This is a genomic window from Hymenobacter qilianensis (assembly GCF_014638675.1).
Lineage (GTDB): Bacteria > Bacteroidota > Bacteroidia > Cytophagales > Hymenobacteraceae > Hymenobacter > Hymenobacter qilianensis.
This window is the reverse complement of the sequence record NZ_BMFN01000002.1, coordinates 37,181-55,691: the sequence shown is the minus strand read 5'-3', so window position 1 is coordinate 55,691 and position 18,511 is coordinate 37,181. Positions and strand designations below refer to the sequence as shown.

General features: G+C 58.7%; 19 protein-coding genes. 4 read left to right on the top strand and 15 right to left on the bottom strand.

Annotated elements, in window-relative coordinates; genetic code table 11:
• The first annotated feature begins 12 nt into the window (after window positions 1-12).
• Window positions 13-924, top strand: a complete 912-nt coding sequence (locus IEW06_RS08110; RefSeq protein WP_187732087.1) for a diacylglycerol/lipid kinase family protein — start codon at window positions 13-15, stop codon at window positions 922-924.
• Here the strand turns inward: IEW06_RS08110 and IEW06_RS08105 are convergent.
• Entirely contained in the window at window positions 881-2,152 is a 1,272-nt protein-coding gene (locus tag IEW06_RS08105; RefSeq protein ID WP_223284545.1) for a metallophosphoesterase, read from the bottom strand. The two genes, IEW06_RS08110 and IEW06_RS08105, sit on opposite strands and share 44 nt — an antisense overlap.
• 576 nt (window positions 2,153-2,728) lie before the next feature.
• Between IEW06_RS08105 and IEW06_RS08100 the strand changes: the two genes are divergently transcribed.
• Window positions 2,729-3,601: a universal stress protein gene (locus IEW06_RS08100; RefSeq protein ID WP_187732086.1), complete on the top strand. Its 873-nt coding sequence runs from the start codon at window positions 2,729-2,731 to the stop codon at window positions 3,599-3,601.
• A 47-nt stretch (window positions 3,602-3,648) separates the two neighbouring features.
• Window positions 3,649-4,413, top strand: coding sequence for an SDR family NAD(P)-dependent oxidoreductase (locus IEW06_RS08095; protein ID WP_187732085.1), 765 nt, complete (start codon window positions 3,649-3,651; stop codon window positions 4,411-4,413).
• 63 nt (window positions 4,414-4,476) lie between these two features.
• Here IEW06_RS08095 and IEW06_RS08090 read toward each other — a convergent pair whose 3' ends face one another.
• From IEW06_RS08090 to IEW06_RS08080, 3 genes are all read right to left on the bottom strand, one after another.
• Entirely contained in the window at window positions 4,477-4,698 is a 222-nt protein-coding gene (locus tag IEW06_RS08090; protein ID WP_187732084.1) for a hypothetical protein, read from the bottom strand.
• A gap of 52 nt (window positions 4,699-4,750) precedes the next feature.
• On the bottom strand, window positions 4,751-5,617 hold the full coding sequence (locus tag IEW06_RS08085) for a universal stress protein (protein WP_188548012.1): 867 nt from the start codon (window positions 5,615-5,617) through the stop codon (window positions 4,751-4,753).
• Between the two features lie 179 nt (window positions 5,618-5,796).
• Entirely contained in the window at window positions 5,797-7,281 is a 1,485-nt protein-coding gene (locus tag IEW06_RS08080; protein WP_188548010.1) for a L,D-transpeptidase scaffold domain-containing protein, read from the bottom strand.
• Between the two features lie 264 nt (window positions 7,282-7,545).
• Between IEW06_RS08080 and hemA the strand changes: the two genes are divergently transcribed.
• Window positions 7,546-8,820: a glutamyl-tRNA reductase gene (hemA, locus tag IEW06_RS08075; RefSeq protein WP_188548008.1), complete on the top strand. Its 1,275-nt coding sequence runs from the start codon at window positions 7,546-7,548 to the stop codon at window positions 8,818-8,820.
• A gap of 120 nt (window positions 8,821-8,940) precedes the next feature.
• On the opposite strand, the gene IEW06_RS08070 is transcribed toward hemA, so the two are convergent.
• The 11 genes from IEW06_RS08070 to ccoS all read right to left on the bottom strand — a co-directional run bounded on the left by IEW06_RS08070 (window position 8,941) and on the right by ccoS (window position 18,503).
• Window positions 8,941-9,627, bottom strand: coding sequence for a hypothetical protein (locus tag IEW06_RS08070; protein WP_187732080.1), 687 nt, complete (start codon window positions 9,625-9,627; stop codon window positions 8,941-8,943).
• Window positions 9,628-9,731: 104 nt separating this feature from the next.
• A complete protein-coding gene (gene hemF, locus IEW06_RS08065; RefSeq protein ID WP_187732079.1) occupies window positions 9,732-10,658 on the bottom strand; it encodes an oxygen-dependent coproporphyrinogen oxidase in 927 nt (308 codons plus the stop codon).
• A 156-nt stretch (window positions 10,659-10,814) separates the two neighbouring features.
• On the bottom strand, window positions 10,815-11,705 hold the full coding sequence (locus IEW06_RS08060; RefSeq protein ID WP_187732078.1) for a universal stress protein: 891 nt from the start codon (window positions 11,703-11,705) through the stop codon (window positions 10,815-10,817).
• A gap of 47 nt (window positions 11,706-11,752) precedes the next feature.
• Complete coding sequence (locus IEW06_RS08055) at window positions 11,753-12,517, bottom strand: sulfite exporter TauE/SafE family protein (protein WP_187732077.1); 765 nt, start codon at window positions 12,515-12,517, stop codon at window positions 11,753-11,755.
• A gap of 41 nt (window positions 12,518-12,558) precedes the next feature.
• Window positions 12,559-13,020 carry a FixH family protein gene (locus tag IEW06_RS08050; RefSeq protein WP_188548005.1) on the bottom strand — a complete coding sequence of 154 codons (462 nt, stop codon included), beginning with the start codon at window positions 13,018-13,020 and terminating at the stop codon, window positions 12,559-12,561.
• A gap of 56 nt (window positions 13,021-13,076) precedes the next feature.
• On the bottom strand, window positions 13,077-14,486 hold the full coding sequence (gene ccoG, locus IEW06_RS08045; RefSeq protein WP_188548003.1) for a cytochrome c oxidase accessory protein CcoG: 1,410 nt from the start codon (window positions 14,484-14,486) through the stop codon (window positions 13,077-13,079).
• A 66-nt stretch (window positions 14,487-14,552) separates the two neighbouring features.
• Complete coding sequence (locus IEW06_RS08040; RefSeq protein WP_223284544.1) at window positions 14,553-15,425, bottom strand: cbb3-type cytochrome c oxidase N-terminal domain-containing protein; 873 nt, start codon at window positions 15,423-15,425, stop codon at window positions 14,553-14,555.
• An 11-nt stretch (window positions 15,426-15,436) separates the two neighbouring features.
• A complete protein-coding gene (locus IEW06_RS08035; protein WP_187732074.1) occupies window positions 15,437-15,691 on the bottom strand; it encodes a hypothetical protein in 255 nt (84 codons plus the stop codon).
• Window positions 15,685-15,888 carry a hypothetical protein gene (locus IEW06_RS08030; protein ID WP_187732073.1) on the bottom strand — a complete coding sequence of 68 codons (204 nt, stop codon included), beginning with the start codon at window positions 15,886-15,888 and terminating at the stop codon, window positions 15,685-15,687. The genes IEW06_RS08035 and IEW06_RS08030 overlap by 7 nt, the downstream gene beginning before the upstream one ends.
• A gap of 151 nt (window positions 15,889-16,039) precedes the next feature.
• Window positions 16,040-18,250 carry a cytochrome-c oxidase, cbb3-type subunit I gene (ccoN, locus tag IEW06_RS08025; RefSeq protein WP_187732072.1) on the bottom strand — a complete coding sequence of 737 codons (2,211 nt, stop codon included), beginning with the start codon at window positions 18,248-18,250 and terminating at the stop codon, window positions 16,040-16,042.
• A 103-nt stretch (window positions 18,251-18,353) separates the two neighbouring features.
• Complete coding sequence (gene ccoS / locus IEW06_RS08020; RefSeq protein WP_133272948.1) at window positions 18,354-18,503, bottom strand: cbb3-type cytochrome oxidase assembly protein CcoS; 150 nt, start codon at window positions 18,501-18,503, stop codon at window positions 18,354-18,356.
• Between the last annotated feature and the right edge of the window lie 8 nt (window positions 18,504-18,511).

Sequence of the window (18,511 nt, the reverse complement as noted above, 5' to 3'; positions counted from 1 at the left end):
AACATTTTAACAATGGCCGCTGAATCAACGCCCAACCTGCACTCGCTGCTGTTTGTCCTCAATCCGATTTCCGGCGACATCGATAAGCAGAGCATAGAAAGCACCATCACTGATTTCTGCTCGCAGCGCGGCCGCCATGCCGGGTTTTTTCATACGTCTGGCGAAAACGACCTCGACAAACTCAAGGCGCACCTAGCCGCCAACGCCTACGATGCCGTGTTTGCCGCCGGTGGCGATGGCACCGTGAACTTAGTGGGTGAAGCGCTGCTGGGGGGCAAAATTCCGCTCGGAATCCTACCGTTGGGGTCGGGCAACGGGCTGTCCAAAGACCTGAGCATTCCGCAGGATATAAACGGTGCTTTGGAGGTGATCTGGCAGCACCAATTGCGTGCGCTGGATACCCTGCACGTGGGCGGGAATTTTTCGGTTCACCTTGCCGACCTGGGTTTTAACGCGCTGGTAGTGGAGCGTTTCTGCAACGGCGACACGCGCGGCCCGGGCGCTTATATTCGCATTGCCTTGCAGGAATATCTGAGCTACGAGCCCGCCACCTACCGCATCGAAACCGACCGTGAGCAGTTTGAAGGGCCGGCGTTTATGCTCACCATTGCCAACGCCAGCACGTTTGGCAGCAACGTAGTTATCAACCCCGACAGCTACCTCGACGACGGCGAGTTTGAGCTGTGTTTGATTGAGCCATTTCCCGCCACGGCTTCCCTGGGCATTCTATATCATCTCTACACCGATGCCTTCGATACGTCGGTGTATACGCGGCGCCTGCGCTGCCGCCATGCCAGCATTCAGGTGCCGGGACAGGCGCGTGTACTCGTGCAGGTAGATGGCGAACCTTTGGAGCTGGATACGCCGGTTGAGGTCAAGATTAATCCGCGGAGCTTGCAGGTGCTGACGCCCGCGTCGGAGTAGACGCCGCGCCGGAAATGTCCCCCAGACTGCTTAGCAAGCGCCGCCGAAATGGTTCGGGGGCGCGCTCGGTGCCGTCGGCGTTCCCGGGCTCCAGCGTGCGTAGCCAGGCTTCCCCGTTCTCGTAAAAGTCCAGCGTGAAGAAACCTTTGTGCTCGTGCGTGAAGGTTGCTTTACCGCCCTTGCCCACATAGGCCGTTTTGCTGCCCGAGCCACTGACTAAGTAGTGGCCATTCTTGTAGGCAAAATATTGCAGGTTGTGATCGTGGCCGGCGGCGTAGATGATATTGGGAAATTGGTGCAGCACGCGCAGCAGGCGGCGGCGCATTTTGCGGTAGCGCGGATGGGCCATATCTTCCTCCGCGCCCACTATGCGCCTATATATCGGAAACAGGGAGCCCACGCCCGGGAGCGGCACATACGCCCTTTTATGAACGGCCGTGAGCGGAAATACGTGCTGCTTGGTCGTGAATTGCCCCCCATGCATGGCGTTGGAATACAGCGGATGATGCCCGGCCACCACAATCTGCTGGTGGCGGTTGGCGTCGAGCAGCAACTGTAACTGCTGAAAAGGCATGCGGCTATCTGTGGCCTTGCAGCCGTAGGCTGCTCCCAGCGGGCGCGTGCCGTGCTGCACCCACCACTGCGTATTGAGCACCACAAGCAGCAGGTTGTCGGCCAACTGCACGGTTACGGGATCGGGGCAGCCGCCGGGGGGCAAATATTGGGCAGCGGGCAAATGCTCGCGCACGTAGGCTTCCTGCCGCAGCAGATACTGAAAACCGTCGCTGCGGCCTTTATTCCAATCATGGTTACCACTCAAAAACACCACCCGACCAGGATAGCGCAAGGCATCGAGCTGAATATCCAGGCGTCGCTCCGCCGCCGCTCGGCCGATGGACGTTTCGGCAGGCAGCCCCGTCGGGTATACATTATCGCCGAGTATAACCACAGTGCTGTTGGCGCCGGCTTCCTCCAGCCAGCTGTGCAGCAGGTTCAGTACCGGGTCGCGGCCGTCGGTGGCTACGGCGCCCAGGTCGCCTACCAGGGCAATGCGGTGGCGCAGCGGCGACGAAGGATCGGGTTGGTGCTGCTCCCAGTCACGCACGGCCGGAGCAATGTAAGGCAGGCGCCGGAAACGACGCTCCTGCACGTAGCGCCACAGCAGCCACCCAATCAACACGAGGTTGATGCTGAGCAGAATATAAAACAGAAGAGTAGGAGTCGGCAAAGCGAATAATCAGATGTACAGAACCTTATACGCACCACTGGCAGCGTAGTATAGAAGCATCTGGCCTGAGAAAGTGTTTCAGGCAAGTTTCCCGGGTTAAAACGCAATTCCGGCTACCTGAAGGCCATAGCAGTTACCCGAACGGTGTAGAGACGCAATAGTTGGAGTCTCGTCCTTGAACACGTCGTGTGTGCGGCGCGAACGACGAGACGCAAATACGAGTCTCTGCATCGTTTGGGTAACCGCTTTAACAAGTGGGATTGAGTTCTTGCCTTTCAGTGTTCACTGCGTTGCTGAATACGTTCCGGAGAAATACCTCAAAAAAAGCCCCCCAGATCCGTTTAACGACTGCTGGGGGGGGGCTGATAAATGAGTGAAGCATCGGGCTGATTATTTCCAGCGGCTTATCAACAACTCAAAGGCCTCGCGGTGCCCGTCGCCGACGCCTGATTAGCTCAGGGCTGAGTATTACGGCCTTAGGGAGCTGATAAAAATCATGGCTGATCATGATTTGCCACATGGCATATGTCCTGTTGAAATAGCAGATTTGGTTTTTTAACTAAGCGTTAGATAGTTATGAAGCCTGCCCTGCTTATCCTGACCGATTTTTTCGCCGGCTCAAACCGGGCCTTAGCCTTCGCCACTGCCATCGCGCAGCCTCTCGGAGCGCGGTTGGTGCTGCTGCATGTAGAGCGCACTTCCCTGCTCGACCCGGAATTGCTGACGGGTGAGGTGACAGTCAGGTCCAGGAAGGAAACGGATCTGGCGCTTAACCACCTGATCCGTGACCTGCCCGTGTCTGCGGAGGCAGAAGTAGCTTCGGGCCGCGTGGAAGAGGCCGTGCTGGAAAGCACCCGGCTGCATAATCCGCTGATGATTGTGCTGAGCCGGCCGCCCGACGAAGATACGCCTGATGTGCTGGTGACAACCACCGCACTCAATCTTTTGAAAATCAGCCCTTACCCTTTGCTAATAGTGCCTCCGCATGCCCCGCCGGCCAGAGTGCCGCACCGCATACTGCTGGCCGCCGATGGCGACGGGTTTGAGCTGGGTGAGCATGTGGCCCCCATCCGCGACTTCTTCAACGCTTTGCAGATTGATCTGACGGTGGCGCACATCACCGAGTCGGCTACCCGCCACACCACCCGGCGCGCGCTCCAGACGGTGGAGAACACCGGCCTTACCCGCGACCTTCCCCATCAGGTGCGCCCCTACCATGTGTGTCATACCCACGCGGGCGAGGGCATACTGCAGGCCGTATCGGAGCTGGGGGCCGATATGCTGGTGATGATTGCGCGGCGGCACCGCTTTCTGGAAAGGCTGTTTCATACCAGCGTAACGGCGCAAATGATTTTGCACAGCCCGGTTCCGGTGCTTGTATTGCCCGCTCAGCGCGAACCCCGCGGCGTGGCCAGAAGCCTGCCCCGCATCATGAGTTTAATGAATTAACTATCAGCTTAATAGTATAACTGGCCTTTTAATCATCTGTATTCTGTATGCCATCATTTGAAAATCAAGTTGTGCTGATTACGGGAGCTTCTTCCGGCATCGGGAGAGCCGCCGCGGAAGCGTTTGCAAAAGCGGGCGCCCACGTAGTAGTCGCCGACGTGTCGGCGGAGGAAGGCGAGGCGGTGGCCCGGCAGCTGAGCGCCCTAGGACCCAAAAGCGTGTTTATTGCCTGCGACGTAGCCTCATCGGCCAGCGTGCAAAATCTCATTCACCAAACCCTCGACACCTTCGGCCGGCTCGACGTGGCAATTAACAACGCGGGAATAGGCGGCGCTTCCGCCTTCAGCGCAGATTACCCCGATGAGGAGTGGCAGCGCGTGATCAATATCAACCTGAGCGGCGCCTGGTATTGCCAGAAGTATGAGCTGCAGGCGATGGTAGCGGCGGGGCGGGGCTCTATTATCAATATGGCCTCTATTCTGGGGAAAGTGGGCTTTGCGGGCGCATCGGCATACGTGGCGGCCAAGCACGGCCTCATCGGCCTGACCGAAACCGCCGCCCTGGAATACGGGCCACAGGGCATTCGGATAAATGCGGTTTGTCCGGGCTTCATTGCCACGCCCATGCTCACCAAAGCAGGCATCGACGAGGCGCACAAGGATCTGCAGGACGCAATTGCTGCCAAGCACGCCATGCAGCGGCTGGGCAAGCCCGAGGAAATAACGGGCGCGTTGCTGTGGCTGGCTTCCGACGAAGCATCGTTTGTAACTGGCCAGGCCATCGTGGTGGATGGCGGCTACCTGGCGCAGTAACGTTGCTCATAAAAAAGCCCCCCAGAACAAATCTGGGGGGCTTTTTCTGTTTAAAACTGGTGTTTAGAATGAGCCGGCGTAGTAACCCCAGGCGTCTTTGTTTCGGGCCAGGCCCGCCGCTTCCGTAACCATGTCATTGAGTTGATGATTTGCTTCCGGACGGGTTAGCATGTCTTGGGAAGGGATAATGCGCTGGCGGCCGCGCGAACCGGCCGCTGACCGGCTCACCCGCGCACCCGAGGGGTATGTTGAGTGAAGAGCGGGATACTTGATTTGCTTGTTCATAGCAGTAGAAAGAATAGTTAGTTCAGATCAGGTGGCCTTGCTGCTCAGTAGGTTAGCCGTCGATGGCGGGCAATACCAGCATGGGTATGTGGCAAGTGCGCAATAGCCGGTTCGTGACGCTGCGGTGAAACATAGTGCCCAGAAAGCTGCGTCGGCGGGCAACAAGAATCAGCAGATCGGCCTTGGTAAGCGTAATGGCTTTGAACAGGCCCTCGACCGGATAGGCGTGCCGGATGGCTTCCAGCGTAACATGACTGGCTGCATCGGCGAGGCCACTGGCTTTTACCTGGCGCAGCGACGTAGCGCAGGCCTGGTTGTCTGCAATGCCCGACACCGTCACGACGGTCATGCGCGGCTCTAGCTGTGCTATTAATTGTAAGGCAGCCAAGGGCTTATCCAGGGTGAATGGCTCGCCGTCGGCGGCCACCACGGCTTGGGTCGGAGTGGAGGAGCCCTGATACGTTTCGGGCACTACCAGCAGGGGTAAAGGCCCCCCGCGCAGCACTTCCAGCACCGCTACCCCCACTTCGGCTTCGTTCAGGCTTTCGTCGGCGCGGCCCAGCACAAACAGCGCCGGCGCGTGCCGCTTGGCCAGATCGGCGGCCGTAGAAAGCTGCAGATCAGCTACCATCTCGATGGTAGTAGGCACGTACAGCTCGTCGGCCAGCGCCCGCACGGCGGCCCGCAGATCCTGGTCGCGCTCTTTGCTGTCGTCGGGGGCGAGCTTGCTGTCGAGCTGCGAATCGTCGCGCACGTACAGCAGCAGCAACCTGGCTCCGAGGGGCGCCGCCAGCTCGGCCGCGTACTGAATAGCCCGATGCGCGGCCGGAAAGAAATCAGTCAGCACAATCAGCGTCAGGGCCGGCTTGTCGGAAGCTGGTACGGTGGTGGGTGCAGACTGAGCGAGGTTCAACGTCATGACTACAGGCTTAGATTGGTGAGGTGAGACAGGCCGAAAACAAGTGCTGGGGGGCTTTTTTGCGGCGTGAACTCAACCAGCGTGGTCAAACAGCGATACAAAATTCGAAAATGCGTCCGCCCACGTCCATGATTTAAATCATGAAGCAATCTGTTTTAAATCATGCAGTTAAAGGAATCCTACGACTCGCGCGCTACCACAGCAAGGGCTCGCCTGAGGGCCTTGTCGCGCTGGTAGATGTCGGCGTAAAAGCGAAGCTGGCCGTTCTCGGTGGCGCAGGTGAAGTAGCGCACATGCAGCGGAATAGACTTGGCGAGGCGAACATGCTCCGGCTTCGACTGGCGGGCGCACTCCTCCTCGGTCGGTAGCTTCCTGAATTGCCCCCCACGCGCCAACAGATAAGCTGCCAGCTGCATGGGGTTCTGAAGCCGCATACAACCGTGGCTGAGCGCCCGCATCGGATATGTAAACGCCTGCCGCACGGGCGTATCGTGCAGATACACGGAGTACGGGTTTTTAAACCGAAACACAATGTTGCCCAAGGCGTTGTCGCAGCCCGCCGACTGCCGGATAGTGTAAGCAAAGCTCTTGGCCGTAACCTGCTGCCAGTCGACCTGGTACGGGCTGAGCAGGCGGCCGCCCTCATCGTACAGGGCGAAGTTATTCCGGGCCAAATAGCCCACGTCTTTCTTCAGAATGGGCAGAATTTCCTTGGTGGCAATGGAGCGGGGCACATGCCAGTCGGGCGCCAGGGTAAAGTGGTCGATGGTGCTGCTCAGGGTAGGCGAGGGCGTTTTGGGCTGACCCACAATCACGCGGTGCTGTCGCACCACACTGTCGCCGCGCACCACGTCCAGCCGGTACGCGGGCAGGTTTATCAGCAGGTATTCCGAGTCCGAAATAGCCTCCTGCCGCCAGCGCTCCAAGTTCAGGGCCACCTGCTCATACCGCGCCTGAAACTGCGCAGCCGAGTCGGGCGGAGCCGGCGTGCTGAGCCACTGCTCCAGCGCCTGCTGCAGCTGCCGGTATTCCCGGTTCCGGGGCTGACACGCTAATACGCCGTCGGCCACTTTGCCCGCTGTCAGGCTTTCCCGCAACACATCGGCTGGCTGAAAAATCTGGCCGGAAGCCTTCTCCCGCGGAGATGCCACGTACGTCCGCAGCCTGCCACGGTGCAAATCGAGCATAAAGCGCAGCACGGCGTCGCTCAGAAGCACGTCAAGGCGCGCCCGTTGCTGCGGGCCGGAAGCAGCCGGGAGGCGTAGCGAGTCACGCAAGGCAACCAGCTGATTAGTAGCGTAGTACTCGGGTTGGAGGCCATAGGCGCGGGCTTCACCGAGCAAGGCCAGTACCGCTTTGGCTTCGGCACTTAGGCTGTCGTTGGGCTGCGTCCAGACGGGCTGGGGGCTCGCACCGTAAAATGCCCGCACGTGGGGCCCGGTCTGTAGCCCCAGACGCTCGTCTGCGGCCGCCGGGCCTGCGGCCGTGGTATCGAGCAGGGCCAGAATGAGTTCACCCACTGGAGTTTCGGTGGGGGGCAAATCCTGGGTGATACCAGCTGTCTGGTCGGGCGGGGTGGTCACCGCTTGCTGCTGGCCCCCGCATTGCAATTGCAGCAGCGAAAAGAGAACCGCAGACGTCAGGGAAAAGAGGCGAATATGCATTGGGCGGTGAAATGAGCGAGAGCCGGGCCGGCCACGCACGTAGCTGCGTTTGAGCGACCGGCTACCACACCAAAAATACGGACTGCTTCAGGTGCGTGGATATGACGGTAATCATCACAGTCTCTGAGTAAAGTCATAGAATGTGCCGCCGGCAAAGCGAAACTTTGAGCCCACTATCTGCCCATTACCCAAGCCCAGGCTAAACAGCAGATTGTAGTTGTTCAAACCCCCCTTTCGCTGCTTTCTTCGTTCCGGCAAATCTCTATGAAACAATCCTTTAAGGCCGTCAGTCTCTCTTACAAAAAAGCCCCCCTGGCCATTCGCGAGCTGCTGACACTGGATGAGGCAACGTGCTGCCGCCTGCTGCATACGCTGCACCACCACCTGGGCCTGTCGGACGTGCTGGTGCTGAGTACCTGCAACCGCACCGAGATTTATTACACTGCCGATACTGACAACAGCGCCGCCATTGTGGAAGCCTTAGGCGACCTAAAGGAAATGGATGCGAGCAGCTACTCTTCCTACTTCACTGTCCTAAACTCAGCTACGGCCGCTGTGCAGCATCTGTTTGAAGTAGCCCTGGGCCTCGACGCGCAGGTGGTGGGCGATATGCAGATCAGCAGCCAAGTGAAAAGAGCCTACCAGCGCTCGACAGAAGCAAATGTCGCAGGGCCTTTTTTACATCGACTGTTACACACCGTATTCGCCGCCAACAAGCGCGTGCAGCAGGAAACCGCCTTCCGCGACGGCGCCGCTTCTACGTCTTATGCTACGCTGGAACTGGTGCAGGAATTGACGGCCAATATTCCGCAGCCGCGTGTTCTGATTGTTGGTTTGGGCGAGATTGGGGCCGATATCTGCCGTCATTTTGGCAAGAGCAAGCGCTTTGCGGAGGTCACTATTTGCAACCGTACCCCGGCCGCGGCTCAGGCTTTGGCCACCGAGTGCGGCCTACAAGTGCTGGATTTTGCCCACCTCACCCAGGGTTTGCAGGCGGCTGATGTAGTCATTTCGGCCATCGCCACGCCATCGCCGTTTTTTACCCGCGAGCTGCTGGACAGCCTGACCATCCTGAGCCCCAAGTTCTTCATTGATCTGTCGGTGCCCCGCAGCATTGCGGCCGCCGCTGAGCAGGTGCCGGGCGTGCTGGTGTATAACATTGACGCTATCCAGAACAAGGCGTCGGAGGCGTTGGCCCGGCGGGTGGCGGCGGTGTCCCACGTGCGCGAAATCATTGCCGAAAGCATGGCTGATCTGCACGAGTGGAGCCGCAATCTGCAAGTGTCGCCGGTTATTCAGAAGCTGAAAACGACGCTGGAGCAGCTGCGCCAACAGGAGCTAAACCGGTTCGGCAAAAACATGAGCCCCGCGGAAGTTAGCCGCCTCGATGACGCCACCAAGGCCCTGACCCAGAAGTTTCTGAAGCTGCCGGTGGTGCAGCTCAAAGCCGCCTGCCAACGCGGGGAAGCTGACCAGCTGGTGGCCATGCTCACCGAGCTGTTTGCCCTGGAAGACGAACTGGTAGAAGCTGGAGCATAAAAGTTAGTTTAAAACTGCAATAAAGGGTTGCGGAAGTATAGACTATGATGTCATACTTCCGCAACCCTTTTTACTGTGCTCATGAAGCTACGTTAGGCCTAAAAAAGCCCCCAGCCATATTTAAGAAGGACAAGCGCCGCGCAGATCAACGAAAATCAGGCGCCAGCGGCCACCTACACCCGCCGATTTGGCGAAGTGAAACTGGTAGCCCGTGCGCGTCTGAAGTACCGAGCGAACGGTGCGCCCCTGTGCCGCCTGGCCCTGGTTGCGGTTGCCTCCCTTCACCGACGCCTGCGCCCAGAAATCGAGCCCGCGAAACGCAGTGGACGGTCCCACGAAGCAGCCTTCCTGCCCAAATTTGCCCCCCGGACAGCTCGCCGAGGGTAGCGCGGCTACCGGCTGCGGCGCGGCACAGGTCATCAGTTTTTTATCCAGCGCGAAAAGTGGCTGTTGCTGCTGGTCGCGGAACTGCTGCACGTCGGCTACGCGCGTCACGCGGGGTGTGCCGCCGGCTTGCTCCAGAATCCAGAGGCCGTATTCCGGGTCCATGAGCTGGTTAAGCACCTGCGCATCGTGGCTGCGCAGGGCGCCGTCGAGGATTAGCCAGGCACCCGTAACGGAGGTGTCGGCGGGCATCACGGGGTTCTCGGTTTTGGCCGCGGCTGAGTCAGGTTTGGGTGGGTTGGCCGTTACTATCCGGGCTGAGGCGTTGCTGGTGGACTCGTCGGGCATGCCATTCGGGTTTTTGACATCGCCGCAGGCAGCAAGCACCAAGGCCAAGCCCGGAAGTAAGGGTTTGAGGTTCATCGGAGAGAGTTAAGGCTGAAACCTGCGTGAAGAGTAGTAAATGCAGCTGCTTGGGGGGCAAATTATCGGCGCAGCTTACGGCGAAAATGGGTGCTGATGGATGCCTACACCCAGTTTATACCCTGCCGGAGCCAAGCTTGCGTAGCCGCTTCGGCCGAGACCGGCGCGGGCTGATAGTCGTAGTGCCAGGCGGCCAGCGGTGGCAAACTCATCAGGATAGACTCCGTGCGGCCGCCCGTTTCCAAGCCGAACTTGGTGCCGCGGTCGATGGCCAGATTGAACTCCGCGTAGCGTCCGCGGCGCACCAGTTGCCACTGCTTCTCGGCCTCGCCAAAAGGCAGCTTCGCATTGCGCCGCATCAGCTCCGAATAGGTGCGGCCGTACACTTCGCCCACTGCCTGGACGAAGGCAAACAACGCTTCGAAGGTGCCGTCTTTGCCCACGGTCAGGCGGTCGAAGAAAATGCCCCCCACACCGCGGGTTTCCTGCCGATGCGGCAGATAGAAGTACTCATCGGCCCACTGCTTGAAGCGGGGATAAAACGACGTGTCATGCTGGTTGCAAACCTCCCGTATCTGCTCATGAAACCAGCGAGCCTGGGCCTCATCCACGTAAATGGGCGTAAGATCGAGGCCGCCGCCAAACCACGCCTCGCCGTTGCCGGCCTCAAAGTAGCGCACGTTCATGTGCGAGATGGGCACCCTGGGGCTGCGCGGGTGCTGCACCACCGATACCCCCGTAGCAAAGTAATTGGGGTCGGGCATAAGAAGCTGGCGGGCAGCGGATTCGCTCATTTGCCCCCACACGGCCGAGAAGTTTACGCCGCCTTTTTCCAGAATAGCACCCTCGCCAATCACGCGCGTACGGCCCCCGCCGCCCCCTTCGTGCTCCCACCGATCTTCCCGAAAAGCAGCTTTGCCATCCGCAGCTTCGAGCTGCTGACACAGCCAGTCCTGAAATTGGCGCATCCACGCCTCAACGGTAGCGCGGGTAGATTGGGTATCGGTGGAGCTAGTGGTTTCGGTAAGCATAAATAGGGAAAACCTTAGTTGTAAAATGAGTAGAGGTAGAGAGGCAACATGTTGCGTCTCCTCGTTGCTGCCGTTGTTCAGGTGGAGGTGCGGTTCCGGTCGTTCAACGAGGAGACGCAACATGTTGCCTCTCTACCTCCTTTGATAAACAGCTTATCAGAACGTGACGTTGGTAATACGGGCCATCAACCGGCTTTCGGCGGCTTGGCGCAACCCGCACTGGTTGCAGCAGGCTTTGGTGGGCACGGTACTGGTGGGGAGCAGCAACACCGGGATACGCAAGTGATAGGCGTTCGTTTGGGTATAGTGCGGGTTGAAAAACCGGCGGACCAGGCAACCGTCCATGGTCGCTAAAACCAGGAGTTGAGCGCTAAGCTGGGCGCAGAGCTCGCTGATATCTTCCAAGGCATCTTCTTCGGGCAGCAAGTGCACAGTGGCATTCGGTATAGCGGCGCGCGCGGCCATCAGCGCTTTTTTCAGCGGCACCAGCCCGGTGCTGGTCGGTGGGTGGAACTGCACCAGATCGAAATGCGCCTCGGCGGTGCGGGCCAAAGAGGTGAGCGGTGCCAGCTGGTGGGCATCGAGACGAGAGAAGTCGCCGGAAACAACCACCTCACTCGCCAGCTCGTGGCGGCCGGGCGGCACGATAAGCACCGGGCAGCTCACATGCTCCGGCAACAGCATTACCGGATTGCCCGCGGCCGTGGCCGTGGCGCAATCAACTAATGCTAAGCCCGTTACTACCAACGTGGCGCGGTAGCCGCTTACCAATACTTCCAGGCTGTCGGTGAGGGAGGCCGCCGCCATGTGGTAATGATAGTGGATGCGGCGGCCGCTCTGGCGCGTGAGGTGCTGATAGCGCAAGCGCTCGGCCAGCGCCTCCAGTCGGCTCAGTAAAGCTACCCGGCGCTCGGGGGTAAGCGTGGCGCCGACGTGAGAGTGCACCAACACAATTTCGGCCGGAAGATGCAGGGCGAGCTTGTTGGCATAAACCAGCGCGGTTTCGGACGCGGCCGAGAAATCGATGGGAACGAGAATGGTTTGCATGGCAACAATGCGTTAAGAGTGATCCGGAAGCCGGTTTAGTTCTGTAATTAATTGGAGTTGGGAGCGGGGGCGGCCGCCTCGCCGTGGCAGTAGTGCATGGTGGCGGGCAGGTGGCTGGAGCGTCTGGTGGTGCTGATCGTTTCACTGCTCAGCTGCGGGCTCAGATACGGAATACCCAGGCTCAGGCCGCGCACAATGAACAGCAGCGCCAGACAGGTCGCCATAATCGGGACTGCCCGCCGCATACGGCCGCGCCACACGAAGGGCACCAGTTGCCCCGACAGGGAAAGCGCCAGCATGAGGGGCAGCGTACCCAGTCCAAACAAGGCCATGTAACCCGCTGCGCCTGCTATGCCGGGCACGCTCAGGGCGCCAGCCAGCGCCAGATATACCATGCCGCAGGGCAGCAAGCCATTCAGCAACCCCGTGATATAGAAGGCACTGAGCGAAGGCTGCTGGTAGAAATACACCAGCTGGCTTTTCACCCGGGCCAGCACGCCATCTAGTTTCAGGAGGGCTGCCGCCTTGCTCAGCCAATGCTCCGGCGCCACCACCAGCACCAAAATAAGCCCCCCAGACAGCAGCGACAGGCTTTGCTGCCAGCCCGCCAATTGCAGGCCCCGGCCCAACAGGCCCGCCACCGCCCCCAGCGAAGCATAAGTCGTGACGCGGCCCAAGTTGTAGAGCACCCGGCCGGCTACGTAGCGCCAATTAGGGCCGGCTGCGCCGGGCAGCGACAGAGCAATAGCGCCACACATCCCCACGCAGTGAAAACTACCCAAAAGCCCGAAAAGAAAGCCAGCCCAAAGCATGGTAAGAAGGTTTAGAAGCGGACGACAGCGTCCGCGCTGAATCAGATGGAAAGCTCCTTATCGACGAAATACTGCTGTCCGCCGACCGTGAAATCGACCCGCAGACGCCAGTAGCCCGATTGCAGCTTACTGGTATTTAGCTGCTGCTGAGCGGACTCGCCAGTTGGGGCGAAGGGGAGGCTGAAGTCCAGCTTCTGATCGGAGGGGCGGAAGAAGTGCACGGTGCCCTGCACGGCCTGGCCTGCGAGGCTGGGGGGCAATTTTAAGGTCAGGCGCTGCGCTGCCGGCTCGTATTCTACCGCTACCGGCGCGGGCAGGGCCGCCGTGCGGGCCACCGATTCGATGCGCTTTTGGTAGGCCAGTTCTTGCTGGTAATAGTCGGCGCTGACCAGGTCGACGTTGGTGCTCATGGCCTGCTGCACCATGTAGCCGATGTAGCTGGCAAACAATATGAAGGTGGCAATGATGGCGTAAGGCCAGAGATTAGCGCGGGAAGTGGTCATAGAGGCAAGCGAAAAGCGCGGATTGGGTAGGCCGCTGGTAGAAAGCTTGGGCCGGGCTATTGCGCGGGCCCGAGAAACTTGGTGTTGGTTTCCGCAATCAGCTGGCCTTTGCTGAAGACGCCGATGCGGATTTTCTGGTTGGTCGTCAGCAGGGCCGACTTGGGCAGCTCGGCGAAAAACACGCCTTCAGTAATTCCCTGGGCGGGTAGCGTCAGCTTTTCGTTGCCAACGAGCAAAATTTTGCCCCCCAGCGGCTCCAACACCTTGAGCGTGATGGGATAAGGGTGATTGGTTTTGTTGATGACGGACACATTATAAAGGTTGGTAATGGTGCCGCGGTCGGTTTTCTGGAAAAGCTGACCCGGCGTGCGTAGCACCGTGGCCTGCACATTGGAGCGCGACACCAGCAGAAACGTAAGGCCCATCAACAACACCATCAGCACGCCCGACAGGGCCTTCACGCGCCCACGCAGCTGGAATTTGGTGCCCTGCGCGATGTTGTTTTCCGATGCATGGCGAATCAGGCCGTGAGGTTTGTTTATCAGGTCCATGATGTTGTTGCAGGCATCTATGCAGGCGGTGCAGTTGGTGCACTCCAGCTGCTGGGCGCCGTTGCGGATGTCTATGCCTGTGGGGCACACCTGCACGCACTGGTGGCAATCGATGCAGTCGCCGGCGGTGCGCGTTTGGTTTTTGCGCAGCTTCTCCCGTGGCTCCCCGCGCTGGTAGTCATAGGCTACCACGAGGCTGTCTTTATCGAGCATAACGCCTTGCAGGCGGCCGTAAGGGCAGGCGATGGTGCACACTTGCTCCCGAAAGCGGGCAAATACGGCGTAGAAAACGCCTGTGAAGAGCACCATCGAAGTAAGGCCGCCGAGGTGCTCGCGGGGCGGATCGGTGATGATGCTGACCAACTCATCGGAGCCGATAATGTAGGCCAGAAACGTGTTAGCAATCAGAAAGGAAATGACCAGAAACAGCGCGTGCTTGCTGGTTTTGCGCCAGATTTTGTTCCAGTCCCACTCAGCGCGGTCGAGTGCTTTTTGCTGAGGCGCATCGCCTTCCAGCCAGTACTCGATGCGGCGAAAAACCATCTCTAGGAAAATGGTTTGCGGACACACCCAGCCGCAAAATGCCCGCCCGTACACCACGGTGAAAAGGATGATGAACAGCAGAAACGTGAGCGCCGCAAGCAGCAGGATAAAGAAGTCCTGGGGCCAGAAGATCTGTCCGAAGATGATAAACTTCCGCGCCGGCAGATTCAGCATCAGCACCGGCAGGCCGTTGATGCGCAGCCAGGGCCCGGCAAAAAGCACGATGAGCAGGCCGTAGCTGATCCACTTGCGGGCTCGGTAAAATGCGCCGCTGGGCTTTTTGGGGTACAGCCAGACGCGCTTGCCGGCCGCATCCACCGTAGCGATGGAGTCGCGGAAGTCGTCGTTTGGATGGTAGCTGGTAACAGGCATTGACTGGTGCGCCGACGGTAAAATCGCGCTGAAGTGTAAAAAAGTGGGGTGGGCAGTGGGCGGGTGCTACTTGGCGGCAATGGATTTGCCAGCAGTTGCTTTCTCGCCCTGGGGCTCTTTGGCATTGGCTGGCTTCGACCCTTGCAGCGACTCGATGTAGGACGATACTTGCAAAATCTGCTTGGCGCCAAGCTTGCCTTTCCAGGCAACCATGCCCTTGCTGGTGACCCCAAACTTGATGGTTTTATACACCTGATTTATTTCGCCGCCGTGGAGCCAGTACTCATCCGTAAGGTTAGGACCTACTTTTCCCTCGGCATTGGCCCCATGACAGGGCGCGCAGTTGGTAGCGTAGATAGACTTGCCGGCGCTCAAATCGGCCGGCGCCATCAAAGCCGTGTAGGTGGTGAGCTTGTTGGGGTCGTCGGGCTCATTGGAAACCAACAGGGCCGCTTGGCGCATTTCGGTTTCATACTCGGCTATCTGTAGCTCACCGGCATTGGCCACGTGGTAGTAGCCCATGTAGGCCACAGCAAACACGATGGTGAAATAGAAGCCATACTTCCACCATGGCGGCAAATCGTTGTCGAACTCCGTGATGCCGTCGTACGAGTGGCCCATATCCTCCTCCTTGTAGCCGCCGGTTACCAGGCGCGTGTCGCCGATGAGCAGGCCGAGCACTTTACCGCTCCAGGTATCGTGCACCGTGGGCAGCTCGTACACTTTGCGCAGCTGCGGCTTCATGCGCACGATAATCATCGTGAAGAGCAGCACAAACACCATCAGCACCAAGGCTAGCGTGCTCAGCAAAAACCAGAACAGCATTATCTGCGCATCCTGGCCGCCGGCCGCCGGGGTGGGGGTGGTGGCTTCCGCCGTCTGGGCTACCGTTGTGCCAATGGATAGCGCCAGCATAGCGGCCAGTGCCCCATAATTCATTTTGCGGTGCGTTAACATGTGGGTGCTCCTTCCTCTACTTCGGTGATAGATTGATTGGTGGCCGACGCTGTATGTTGGCGCACTTGCCGAGTGGCCGAGGCCAGGGACGCGCCGGCAATCAGCACCATCAGCAGCACGATGATCAAAATGCCCCCCAGCAGCCAGAACAGCATGTCAGCACCGGTAGTAGCGGTTTGCCCAAAGGCCATGTTGCCGGTTAGAAGAAGCCCAGCGGCGGTTAGCAGAAAAGCGCGTTTGGTTAGCATACTACGTCGTGTTCGAGGTGGGCCTTTAGGGTTTCGTCATCGCTGAGCAGTGGCAGATTGCTCATGTTGTCGAAGTGCTGACGATTGGCTATTACCACGTAAATCAGCAAGCCCAGAAAGAAGAGGAAGAAAATGAGGAAGGAGATAATGGGGTATATCTCGACGCCGGCAATGGATTGCAATACTTTCTTGTCCATGATGGATTGAGGTTTGAATAATTTCCGTTTGTCATGCAGAGCGCAGCGAAGCATTTTGCCCGCTTCGTTGAGCAAGCGGTAGGAGTTACTTTGGCAACATCAGCACGCGAGATGCTTCGCTGCGCTCTGCATGACCGCCTCTTTAAGTCGGCTATTGAGCGGCGGCCGTGGCCTGCTCGGGCTTCACTTTGATATCGGTGCCGAGGCGCTGCAGATAGGCAATCAAAGCCACGATTTCCTTGTCCGATTTCACCTCGATGTCCTCCTTCTTCAGCTCCTGCACGATGCCTTCGGCCTGGCGGCGGGCATCGGCCACGGCTTGCTGGTCGTAGCCGGCGGGGTAAGGTGTGCCCAGCTGTTGCAGCACCCTGATTTTGGCAGGCAGCGTGGAGTAGTCAATCTCGTTTTCGAACATCCACGGATAAGGCGGCATAATGGAGCCGGGCGACATGCTGGTGGGGTCCATCATGTGGTTGTAGTGCCAGGAGTGCGGATATTTGCCCCCCAGGCGGTGTATATCGGGGCCGGTGCGCTTGGAGCCCCACAGGAAGGGCCGGTCGTACACAAACTCGCCCGCTTTGCTGTACTCGCCGTAGCGCTCGGTTTCGGAGCGGAAGGGGCGCACCATCTGGGTGTGGCAGTTCGAGCAACCTTCTTTGATATAGAGGTCACGGCCCTGCAATTCCAGGGAGGTATAAGGCTTCACGGAAGCAATGGTGGGCACGTTGGATTCGACGAGGAAAGTAGGGATCATCTCAACCAGGCCGCCAATCAGGATGGCGACCGTAGCGCCAATGGCCAGTTGCAAGGGGCGTCGCTCAATCCAGCGGTGCCAGTGACCAGCATCAGCGTGTGGATCTTCCGAAGCGGGCCGCAGGGCAGGAGCATGGGCTTTTTCGGAAACGAGCAGCGTACCGGCTTTGGCTGTCATTATCATGTTGTACAGCATCAGAAACACGCCGCTCAGATACAGCACCCCGCCAATACCGCGCATATAGTACATCGGTACCAGCTGAAGCACCGTTTCGAGGAAGTTGGGGTATTGCAGCATGCCCTCGGCATTGAACTGCTTCCACATCAAGCCCTGAGTAAAGCCGGCCCAGTACATGGGCAGGGCATAAAACAGGATACCGATGGTGCCCAGCCAGAAGTGAGTATTGGCGAGTTTCTTGGAGTGCAGCTCGGTGCGGTAGAGGCGGGGCCACAGCCAGTAGAGCATAGCGAAAGTGAGGAAGCCGTTCCAGCCCAGCGCGCCTACGTGCACGTGCGCTACTATCCAGTCGGTGAAGTGGGCAATGGCATTCACGTTTTTCAAGGAGAGCATCGGGCCTTCGAAGGTGGCCATGCCGTAGGCCGTAAGGGCCACTACCATGAATTTCAGCACGGGCTCCTCGCGTACCTTATCCCAGGCGCCGCGCAGGGTCAGCAGGCCGTTGATCATGCCGCCCCAGCTAGGCGCGAGCAGCATAATGGAGAAGGCTACACCCAGGCTTTGGGCCCAGTCGGGCAGGGAAGTGTAAAGCAAGTGGTGCGGACCAGCCCAGATATAAATGAAGATCAAGGACCAGAAGTGAATGATGCTCAGACGGTAAGAGTACACCGGCCGACCAGCTGCCTTGGGCAGGAAGTAGTACATCAAGCCCAGGTAGGGCGTAGTCAGGAAGAAGGCTACCGCGTTGTGGCCATACCACCACTGCACCAGCGCATCCTGCACACCGGCGTAGGCCGAGTAGCTTTTCATAAAGCTCACGGGCAAAGCCACCGAGTTGACGATGTGCAGCACGGCCACCGTGAGGAAAGTGGCGATGTAAAACCAGATGCCGACGTATAAGTGACGCTCGCGCCGCTTGGCAATGGTGCCGAACATATTCCAGCCAAACACCACCCACACCAGCGTAATGGCAATGTCGATGGGCCACTCCAGCTCAGCGTATTCCTTGCTGGTGGTGTAGCCTAAGGGCAAGGAAATCAGGGCGCTGAGGATAATGAGCTGCCAGCCCCAAAAGTGAATCTGGCTGAGCTTTTTGGAGTACATGGCCGCTTTGCACAAACGCTGCAAAGAGTAGTACACCCCCATAAAAATACCATTGCCGACAAAGGCAAAAATGACGGCGTTGGTGTGCAGCGGCCGGATGCGGCCGAAGGTGGTGACGGCCGTATTCATGTTGGCCTCAGGCAGCGCCAGCTGAAAAGCCGCCAGAATTCCGACGATCATGCCGGCAATTCCCCAGAACACGGTAGCAATGCCGAAGTCGCGGACAATCTTGTTATCGTAGAAAAACTCGTCGACGGCGCGGGATACTCGGGTCTGAACTGGAGGCTGCGCCGGAAGGATAAGAGGCGTAATGGGTACGACTTCCATAGAGTGAAACAGTAAGTGTTTTTACTGCTTCAAAGGTCCTCGCCGCCTCCTTGGCAAAGCATGACGGATATCAAGCGCGGGCTTGATTGATATCAAATCAATACTATTTCTCTTCTTCTTCATCGAAGAGCATGCGCACGGACGGCGTGTATTCGTCGTCGTATTGGCCGCTGCGCACTGCCCACAAAAAGCCCCCTAGAAACGCCAGCGCCACGAGTAGGCTGATACCAATCAGCAAGAAGATAATAGTCATGACAACAG

Bases quoted from the DNA above. Each gene is read 5' to 3' on its own strand.
- IEW06_RS08100 (WP_187732086.1), top strand. From the start codon at position 2,729: ATGAAGCCTGCCCTGCTTATCCTGACCGATTTTTTCGCCGGCTCAAAC.
- IEW06_RS08050 (WP_188548005.1), bottom strand. From the start codon at position 13,020: ATGACCACTTCCCGCGCTAATCTCTGGCCTTACGCCATCATTGCCACC.
- hemA (WP_188548008.1), top strand. From the start codon at position 7,546: ATGAAACAATCCTTTAAGGCCGTCAGTCTCTCTTACAAAAAAGCCCCC.
- IEW06_RS08070 (WP_187732080.1), bottom strand. From the start codon at position 9,627: ATGAACCTCAAACCCTTACTTCCGGGCTTGGCCTTGGTGCTTGCTGCC.
- IEW06_RS08055 (WP_187732077.1), bottom strand. From the start codon at position 12,517: ATGCTTTGGGCTGGCTTTCTTTTCGGGCTTTTGGGTAGTTTTCACTGC.
- ccoN (WP_187732072.1), bottom strand. From the start codon at position 18,250: ATGGAAGTCGTACCCATTACGCCTCTTATCCTTCCGGCGCAGCCTCCA.
- IEW06_RS08095 (WP_187732085.1), top strand. From the start codon at position 3,649: ATGCCATCATTTGAAAATCAAGTTGTGCTGATTACGGGAGCTTCTTCC.
- IEW06_RS08030 (WP_187732073.1), bottom strand. From the start codon at position 15,888: ATGGACAAGAAAGTATTGCAATCCATTGCCGGCGTCGAGATATACCCC.
- ccoG (WP_188548003.1), bottom strand. From the start codon at position 14,486: ATGCCTGTTACCAGCTACCATCCAAACGACGACTTCCGCGACTCCATC.
- IEW06_RS08110 (WP_187732087.1), top strand. From the start codon at position 13: ATGGCCGCTGAATCAACGCCCAACCTGCACTCGCTGCTGTTTGTCCTC.
- hemF (WP_187732079.1), bottom strand. From the start codon at position 10,658: ATGCTTACCGAAACCACTAGCTCCACCGATACCCAATCTACCCGCGCT.
- IEW06_RS08040 (WP_223284544.1), bottom strand. From the start codon at position 15,425: ATGAATTATGGGGCACTGGCCGCTATGCTGGCGCTATCCATTGGCACA.
- IEW06_RS08085 (WP_188548012.1), bottom strand. From the start codon at position 5,617: ATGACGTTGAACCTCGCTCAGTCTGCACCCACCACCGTACCAGCTTCC.
- IEW06_RS08060 (WP_187732078.1), bottom strand. From the start codon at position 11,705: ATGCAAACCATTCTCGTTCCCATCGATTTCTCGGCCGCGTCCGAAACC.
- IEW06_RS08080 (WP_188548010.1), bottom strand. From the start codon at position 7,281: ATGCATATTCGCCTCTTTTCCCTGACGTCTGCGGTTCTCTTTTCGCTG.
- IEW06_RS08035 (WP_187732074.1), bottom strand. From the start codon at position 15,691: ATGCTAACCAAACGCGCTTTTCTGCTAACCGCCGCTGGGCTTCTTCTA.
- ccoS (WP_133272948.1), bottom strand. From the start codon at position 18,503: ATGACTATTATCTTCTTGCTGATTGGTATCAGCCTACTCGTGGCGCTG.
- IEW06_RS08090 (WP_187732084.1), bottom strand. From the start codon at position 4,698: ATGAACAAGCAAATCAAGTATCCCGCTCTTCACTCAACATACCCCTCG.